This is a genomic window from Bifidobacterium sp. wkB338 (assembly GCF_003688325.1).
In the GTDB taxonomy this organism is placed as follows: Bacteria; Actinomycetota; Actinomycetes; order Actinomycetales; family Bifidobacteriaceae; genus Bombiscardovia; species Bombiscardovia polysaccharolytica.
Genome location: NZ_NPOR01000014.1, coordinates 1 through 5,492, shown reverse-complemented (window position 1 = coordinate 5,492; position 5,492 = coordinate 1). Strand labels below are relative to the sequence as shown.

General features: G+C 60.7%; 3 rRNA genes. All 3 read right to left on the bottom strand.

Annotated elements, in window-relative coordinates:
- Positions 1-7: 7 nt before the first annotated feature.
- Positions 8-124, bottom strand: a 5S ribosomal RNA gene (gene rrf / locus CI603_RS03620).
- A 167-nt stretch (positions 125-291) separates the two neighbouring features.
- A 23S ribosomal RNA gene (locus CI603_RS03615) occupies positions 292-3,362 on the bottom strand.
- A gap of 402 nt (positions 3,363-3,764) precedes the next feature.
- Positions 3,765-5,289, bottom strand: a 16S ribosomal RNA gene (locus CI603_RS03610).
- Together the 16S, 23S and 5S rRNA genes form the textbook arrangement of a ribosomal RNA operon.
- Positions 5,290-5,492 lie beyond the last annotated feature (203 nt).

The window sequence follows — 5,492 nt, the reverse complement described above, 5'->3', positions numbered from 1 at the left end:
CGTGTTGTGGCGGCGGTGTGCTACTCTCCCACACTCTTCCGGGTGCAGTACCATTGCCGTGCTGGGTCTTAGCTTCCGGGTTCGGAATGGGACCGGGCGTCTCCCCCAGGCCATGACCGCCGCGAATCTTCAATTCTGCCGACCCGTGCGGGGTCGGGGTGTCCTGGCGGCTTGGGGACCGGATGGTGGACGCGTGTCTCGTGTGTTCGATCGCCTGCGAATGTTCGTGCATATTGCCGCAGGCAGGCTTCGCAGCAGGTGTTGATGCCGCCACCCCTGTAAGGGGTGGGTGTTGTGTTGTCCTCGACCATTAGTGCCGGTCGGCTCCGCCCCTTGCGGGGTGTCCACGTCCGGTCTATCGACCATGTGTTCTGCATGGGGTCTTCAGAAGCCGCAAGGCTTCATGGAATCCTTATCTTGGAGGGGGCTTCCCGCTTAGATGCTTTCAGCGGTTATCCCATCCGAACGTAGCCAACCGGCCGTGCCGCTGGCGCGACAACCGGCATACCAGAGGTTCGTCCACCCAGGTCCTCTCGTACTATGGGCAGGGCTCCTCAAGATTCCAACGAGCGCAGAGGATAGAGACCAAACTGTCTCACGACGTTCTGAACCCAGCTCGCGTGCCGCTTTAATCGGCGAACGGCCGAACCCTTGGGACCTGCTCCAGCCCCAGGATGCGACGAGCCGACATCGAGGTGCCAAACCATCCCGTCGATATGGACTCTTGGGGATGATCAGCCTGTTATCCCCGGGGTACCTTTTATCCGTTGAGCGATGCCGCGTCCGTACGCCGGCACCGGATCACTATCTCCGACTTTCGTCCCTGCTCGACCCGTCGGTCTCGCAGTCAAGCTCCCTTGTGCGATTGCACTCAACACCCGATTGCCAACCGGGCTGAGGGAACCCTTGGGCGCCTCCGTTACTCTTTGGGAGGCAACCGCCCCAGTTAAACTACCCGCCAGGCACTGTCCCTGGCCGGGATGACCGGCCGAGGTTAGAGGCCAGATGAGGACAGAGCGGTATTTCACATTCCGGCTCCACGGATGCTGGCGCACCCGCTTCGAAGCCTCCCGCCTATGCTACACAGTCCGCACCTAACGCCAATACCAAGGTATAGTAAAGGTCCCGGGGTCTTTTCGTCCTTCTGCGCTTAACGAGCATCTTTACTCGTACTGCAATTTCGCCGAGCTCCTGGTCGAGACAGTGGGGAAGTCGTTACGCCATTCGTGCAGGTCGGAACTTACCCGACAAGGAATTTCGCTACCTTAGGATGGTTATAGTTACCACCGCCGTTTACCGGGGCTTGAATTCACCGCTGCCCCCTCCGAAGAGGGATGACGGATCCTCTTAACCTTCCGGCACCGGGCAGGCGTCAGTGCATATACAGCGACTTACGTCTTCGCATGCACCTGTGTTTTTGGTAAACAGTCGCTACCCCCTGGTCTGTGCCGCCCCCGCCGGCTCCGCGCGTGAAGCGCCTCACCGGCAGGGGCCTCCCTTATACCGAAGGCACGGGAGTGATTTGCCGAGTTCCTTGACCAGGATTCGCTCGATCGCTTTGGTATACTCTACCTGACCACCAGTGTCGGTTTGGGGTACGGGCGGCGCCACTCCTCACGCCGAAGCTTTTCTCGACGGAACGGCACACCGGATTCGGGGCACAAGACCCCCCATCATCACACCTCACGCTCATGCCGGGCGGATTTGCCTGCCCGACGCGCCGCATGCTTGACCACGGACAACCACCACCGCGGCCCGGCTCCCGTTCCGTGTCACTCCCGCGCTACCCGCCACGCATCCACACGCCGGTCCCATGCCATCGGACGGTCCGAAGACCACCACCCGACACAGGTAAGGGCACGCTTCCGCGTCTTGGATTGGACGGCTTGACGCCGGTAGGAGAATATCGACTCCTTCATCCATTCGACTACGCCTGTCGGCCTCGCCTTAGGACCCGACTCACCCGGGGACGACGAACGTGGCCCCGGAACCCTTGGTCATCCAGCGGACGGGATTCTCACCCGCCTCTCGCTACTCATGTCTGCATTCTCACTTCCACGCGGTCCACGGCCGGCTCACGCCGCCGCTTCACCCCACGCGGAACGCTCTCCTACCCAGCACAGCAAACTGCGCTGCCGCGTCTTCGGTGGCGTGCTTGAGCCCCGCTACATTATCGGCGCGGAACCACTAGACCAGTGAGCTGTTACGCACTCTTTCAAGGATGGCTGCTTCTGAGCCAACCTCCTGGCTGTCTATGCGACTCCACATCCTTTCCCACTTAGCACGCGCTTAGGGACCTTAGACGACGATCTGGGCTGTCTCCCTCTCGACGACGGAGCTTATCCCCCGCCGACTCACTGCCGCGATACACCTCACACGTATTCGGAGTTTGGCTGCTGTCGGTACCCGATACGGGCCCTCAAGCATCCAGTAGCTCTACCCCATGGAGGCACTCACGCGACGCTGCACCGAAATGCATTTCGGAGAGAACCAGCTATCACGGAATTTGATTGGCCTTTCACCCCTAGCCCCAGGTCATCGGCCCGGTTTTCAACCCAGGTCCGTTCGGTCCTCCACGCGGTCTTACCCGCGCTTCAACCTGCCCAGGGCTAGATCATCCCGCTTCGGGTCCAGGACACGCGACTGGAACGCCCTTATCGGACTCGCTTTCGCTACGGCTGCCCCACACGGGTTAGCCTCGCCACGCACCACTGACTCGCAGACTCATTTTTCGATAGGCACGCCGTCACCCCGAAAGGCTCCGACGGATTGTAGGCACACGGTTTCAGAAACTCTTTCACTCCCCTCCCGGGGTGCTTTTCACCTTTCCCTCACGGTACTCGTACGCTATCGGTCAGACAGGAATATTCAGGCTTACCCCACGGTCGGGGCCGATTCACACGGGATTCCACGAGTCCCGCGCTACTTGGGAACAAGAACCGGCAGGCGGCGCGCCTTCGGCTACGGGGCCATCACCCTCTACGGCCGGGAATTCAATCCCGTTCGCCTCACACGCCGCTTTATCACTGCCGCCGGGCCCGTCGGAGCCCGGACGCCAAGTCCCACAACACCCATGCCGCAACCCCCGACGGGTCTCACACGGCACCGGTTTGGCCATCATCCGCTTTCGCTCGCCACTACTCACGGAATATCCTTTCCTGCAGGTACTGAGATGTTTCACTTCCCTGCGTACCCCCCCGCACGAATGCGGTGCCGGCCCATCACGGCCGGCGGGTTACCCCATTCGGACACCCTCGGATCAAAGCCCTGTCGGCGGCTCCCCGAGGCCTATCGCGGCCCCACGCGTCCTTCATCGGTCCTGTCTGCCAAGGCATCCACCATGCGCCCTTGCCGACAACACGACCACAGGCCATGCCACGACAACAACAACTGCGAACTGCCAGACGACAAATCATCACACTAAACGATCACAAAACGATCGACCCGAACCCACTCACATGGGCCCGGACGAAACAATACAGCAGACAGCCGGCACCAGGCCAGCCATCCGCTCGCGTCCACTATCCAGTTCTCAAGCCACCAGCGCGCCGCCGGCACCCACCACAGGGAAAACCCCCACGCAGGACCCGACGGGCGACGGGAACACCACCCACAAGGGTGGCGGTCCGGGAACCCAACAGCGCATCCATGCCACAGCCTCAAGACCGTTCCACGCCAGCACACCCACGCCAACCGGCCAGACGGCCGGCCCGCAGGCACGACCCCCACGCAGACCACGCAGGGGATTTCCATAATCTCCGTAGAAAGGAGGTGATCCAGCCGCACCTTCCGGTACGGCTACCTTGTTACGACTTAGTCCCAATCGCGGACCTCACCTTAGACGGCTCCCCCCCAAACGGGTTGGGCCACCGGCTTCGGGTGCTGCCCACTTTCATGACTTGACGGGCGGTGTGTACAAGGCCCGGGAACGCATTCACCGCGGCGTTGCTGATCCGCGATTACTAGCGACTCCGCCTTCACGGAGCCGGGTTGCAGGCTCCGATCCGAACTGAGACCGGTTTTCAGGGATCCGCTCCATGTCACCATGTCGCATCCCGTTGTACCGGCCATTGTAGCATGCGTGAAGCCCTGGACGTAAGGGGCATGATGATCTGACGTCATCCCCACCTTCCTCCGGGTTAACCCCGGCGGTCCCCCGTGAGTTCCCGGCATGACCCGCTGGCAACACGAGGCGAGGGTTGCGCTCGTTGCGGGACTTGACCCAACATCTCACGACACGAGCTGACGACGACCATGCACCACCTGTGAACCGGCCCCGAAGGGAAGCCGCGTCTCCGCGGCCGTCCGGCACATGTCAAGCCCAGGTAAGGTTCTTCGCGTTGCATCGAATTAATCCGCATGCTCCGCCGCTTGTGCGGGCCCCCGTCAATTTCTTTGAGTTTTAGCCTTGCGGCCGTACTCCCCAGGCGGGATGCTTAACGCGTTAGCTCCGACACGGAACCCGTGGAACGGGCCCCACATCCAGCATCCACCGTTTACGGCGTGGACTACCAGGGTATCTAATCCTGTTCGCTCCCCACGCTTTCGCTCCTCAGCGTCAGTGACGGCCCAGAGACCTGCCTTCGCCATCGGTGTTCTTCCCGATATCTACACATTCCACCGTTACACCGGGAATTCCAGTCTCCCCTACCGCACTCCAGTCCGCCCGTACCCGGCGCCGATCCACCGTTAAGCGATGGACTTTCACACCAGACGCGACGAACCGCCTACGAGCTCTTTACGCCCAATAAATCCGGATAACGCTTGCACCCTACGTATTACCGCGGCTGCTGGCACGTAGTTAGCCGGTGCTTATTCGAAAGGTACACTCACTCTCGCTTGCTCCCAATCAAAAGCGGTTTACAACCCGAAGGCCGTCATCCCGCACGCGGCGTCGCTGCATCAGGCTTGCGCCCATTGTGCAATATTCCCCACTGCTGCCTCCCGTAGGAGTCTGGGCCGTATCTCAGTCCCAATGTGGCCGGTCGCCCTCTCAGGCCGGCTACCCGTCGAAGCCTTGGCAGGCCATCACCCCGCCAACAAGCTGATAGGACGCGACCCCATCCCATGCCGGTAAACCCTTTCCCACACCATCATGCGATGATGCGGAGCATCCGGCATTACCACCCGTTTCCAGGAGCTATTCCGAAGCATGGGGCAGGTTGGTCACGCATTACTCACCCGTTCGCCACTCTCACCACCAAGCAAGCTTGGCGGATCCCGTTCGACTTGCATGTGTTAAGCACGCCGCCAGCGTTCATCCTGAGCCAGAATCAAACCCTCCACAAAAAAACCATGAAGAAGCCGAAACGACTCACATCAATAATTGACGGGCCAGCTTCCATAAGGAGGAAACCAACCCACGAAAAACCCCGACACCAATTACACGCTCCCACGAAACCCCAAAACAAGGAAGGCATCGGACTGGCAATCAAAAAGCTATAAGTAGCACAAACACGCTCTTGAGTTCTCAAACCACCACCACACCAACA